Below are 2,740 nucleotides of genomic sequence, written 5' to 3' on the forward strand. Positions count from 1 at the left end.
ACGTTTTCGGGCCTCCCGATGCAGAATCTTCGGGCATTGTCTTCGATGGTATCACTAGCATGTATACGTGCGACCGTGTAGAGCTAGAAAAAAACCTGGCCGACGCTCCAAGCACGAATGAATATACTCACGATATTGTCGCTCTTACTGAGAGTATTTGTAATGTTCGAGATATTTCCGAGCTGGGAGTCATTGCAGGCTCGTATTCGCGCTTTATGCGCGATCCGATGATCCCTCGGACGTTGGGAGAAAAGCTTTTCCGGATTTGGGCGGAAAACAGCCTTCGGGGCATCCTTGCGGACGCGAATTATGGTTATTTGAGGGATAGTCGGGTTACGGGGTTTATTTCGGTTCGACGGCACGAAAAGGGTGGAAGAATCACCCTCATTGCTGTTAGACCGGAGGTTCGAGGAGAGGGAATTGGAACGCGACTTGTGCGCGCCGCGGAAAGCTACGTGATAGAGACTGGTGGTGACACAATCGCGGTTGCAACCCAGGGGGATAACGAACTGGCCCTTCGCTTGTACCGCTCGTCCGGATACAAAGAAGTGGCTCGATCCCGGGTGTGGCACGTGTGGCTGAAACCGCCCTTATGGGACAGACAGGCATGAAGCCCTATGTTTCGGTGGTTATTCCCGTCTACTGTGGAGTAAACACCATTCAGGAGGTCGTCGAACAAGTCGCGCGAATTCTAGCAGAGACCGGGATCGTCTTCGAAATCATTCTCGTAGACGATGGCAGTCCCGATGAGACGTGGTCAGTTGTGCATCGCCTGTACCGACAGCGACCGAACGAGATCACGGCCATCCAATTGATGCGCAACTTTGGCCAGCACAATGCGACCATGTGCGGTCTTCGGCATGCTAAGGGTGACTATATCATCACGATGGACGACGATGGGCAACACCCGCCCGAGGAGATCCCGAAGCTTCTGAAGGCAATAGAGCAAACGGGGGCAGATGTGGTTTATGGGGTGGCGTGCGAACGCAAGCAGGCCCCATGGCGCAACCTAGGTTCTTGGATTGTGGTGAGTTTTTACAAGCTGGTCTTTCGTACCCACGTGACCCCCAGTGCCTTTCGGATCATGCGGCGGCGTGTGGTGGAGGCGATTCTTTCCTATGATCTGAATTACACATACATCGACGGACTCCTTGCTTGGAACACGGACCGGATCACCCAAATTGATGTCGAGCATCGACCGAGGAAGGTCGGCCGGTCTGGCTACAATTTCGCCAAGCTGTTCACCCTGGCGATGAATCTTTTTACAAACTTCTCTCTTTTACCACTCCAAATAGTGTCGGCAATTGGGGTCGTGGTGGCATTTGCTGGGTTTGCGTTAGGTCTTTATTATTTTGTCCAAAAGATAGTCGGAAATATTGCCGTTCCGGGCTATGCCTCATTGATCGTTGCCGTACTAATTCTCGGTGGTTTCCAGTTGCTCGCTTTGGGGATCATCGGAGAATACCTTGGTCGTATACACCTTAATATCAATAAACAACCCCAGTACACCATCAGAGAGTCGCTGTGGTCGTCAATTACAGCAGTCGATATGGCGAGCGAAGCCAACAACTCATCGAGTTCGGTTGACACTGATAATACCCAGATTCAATAGGAAGTGATGCACAATCCTGAACATTCGAATATCCGCCTCTGCGTCATCACGCCGCAGCCGACGCCGTATCGCGATCCGTTCTGGAATACGGTGGCCGAGCAGCCGGGCGTGGAGCTGGATGTGTTTTACTGTTACGCTAAGGGTGATGACCGGCCATGGGACTTGGACTGGCCGTGGAAGTTTCGAGGGGAAGTATTGCGGGGTTGGCCATTGCTGGGGCATCATAACGGCTATTGGAATCCAGGCATCCTCAAGCGACTCGGCGAGAAGCGGTACGACGCCATAATCTTGGGGGGGTACAACCATTTCACCATGCTGGCCGCAGCGTGGTATGCGCGGAGAAAAGGGATACCGTATCTCGTGATGTGCGAAAGTTTTCACGGTTTGAAGCGGGCCGGATATAAAAAGGCGATTAAGGGGCGATTAGTGCGGTGGGTTGTGGGACACTCCGCCGGGATTCTGCCCACCGGCCAACTGGCGAGGGACTATCTCGTCTCTTACGGCGGTCCTGCGGACCAGTGTGCTTTCGTTCCGAATTCACCGGACCTTGACTCTCTTCGGCAAGAGGCTGCGCGACTTCGAACCGACCGCGATAAGGTGCGGAAGGAGTTAGGACTTGGTGATATGCCTGCGATCATTTTTGTAGGCCGGCTGATTTGGAAAAAAGGTGTCGATCTTCTCATTCGGGCGTTCAGTCAGGTGGTCCGGGACATGCCGGCGCAACTCATTATTTGTGGTGATGGGCCCGAGCGATCAAGACTGGTATATCTGGCAAGCCAGTTGGGAGTGAGGGAATCTGTTCGATTTGTCGGTTTCCGGCAACCGAGGGAGCTCCCACGCTGGTACTGTGCCTGTGATCTATTTGTCCTCCCTTCACGCTCCGAACCGTGGGGCGTGGTCGTGATGGAGGCCCTCGCATTGGGGCTGCCGGTGGTCGTTACAGATCTGGTGGGCTGCCATCCAGACGTCATCAACTCCCCCGAAGTAGGTCGTGTTGTGCCGGCGGGAAATTGGCAGGCTCTTGCTGCCGTCCTCAAAGAGTTGTTAACCGTTTCTACGCCACACAGTCAAATCGACCAACTTTGGGAGGGCGTGTATCAGCAGATGCGACATCCCACCGTGGCGAAG

3 protein-coding genes are annotated in these 2,740 nt (G+C 53.9%); all 3 read left to right on the forward strand.

What is annotated here, in order from left to right:
* Nucleotides 1–611: GNAT family N-acetyltransferase (locus ABJK56_RS12090; protein ID WP_347244923.1), on the forward strand; the 611-nt coding region annotated here is incomplete at its 5' end.
* Nucleotides 608–1,612 (forward strand): glycosyltransferase family 2 protein, encoded by a 1,005-nt coding sequence (locus ABJK56_RS12095; protein WP_347244924.1) that lies wholly within the window; start codon nucleotides 608–610, stop codon nucleotides 1,610–1,612. The genes ABJK56_RS12090 and ABJK56_RS12095, both read left to right, overlap by 4 nt.
* Before the next feature lie 6 nt (nucleotides 1,613–1,618).
* The coding region (locus ABJK56_RS12100) for a glycosyltransferase family 4 protein (protein WP_347244925.1) at nucleotides 1,619–2,740 on the forward strand (1,122 nt) is incomplete at its 3' end.

The sequence above is a fragment of the Thermogutta sp. genome (assembly GCF_039793925.1).
Taxonomy (GTDB): Bacteria; Planctomycetota; Planctomycetia; order Pirellulales; family Thermoguttaceae; genus Thermogutta.

What these genes read in the sequence shown, in the direction of transcription:
- ABJK56_RS12095 (WP_347244924.1), top strand. Translation starts at nt 608, where the DNA reads ATGAAGCCCTATGTTTCGGTGGTTATTCCCGTCTACTGTGGAGTAAAC.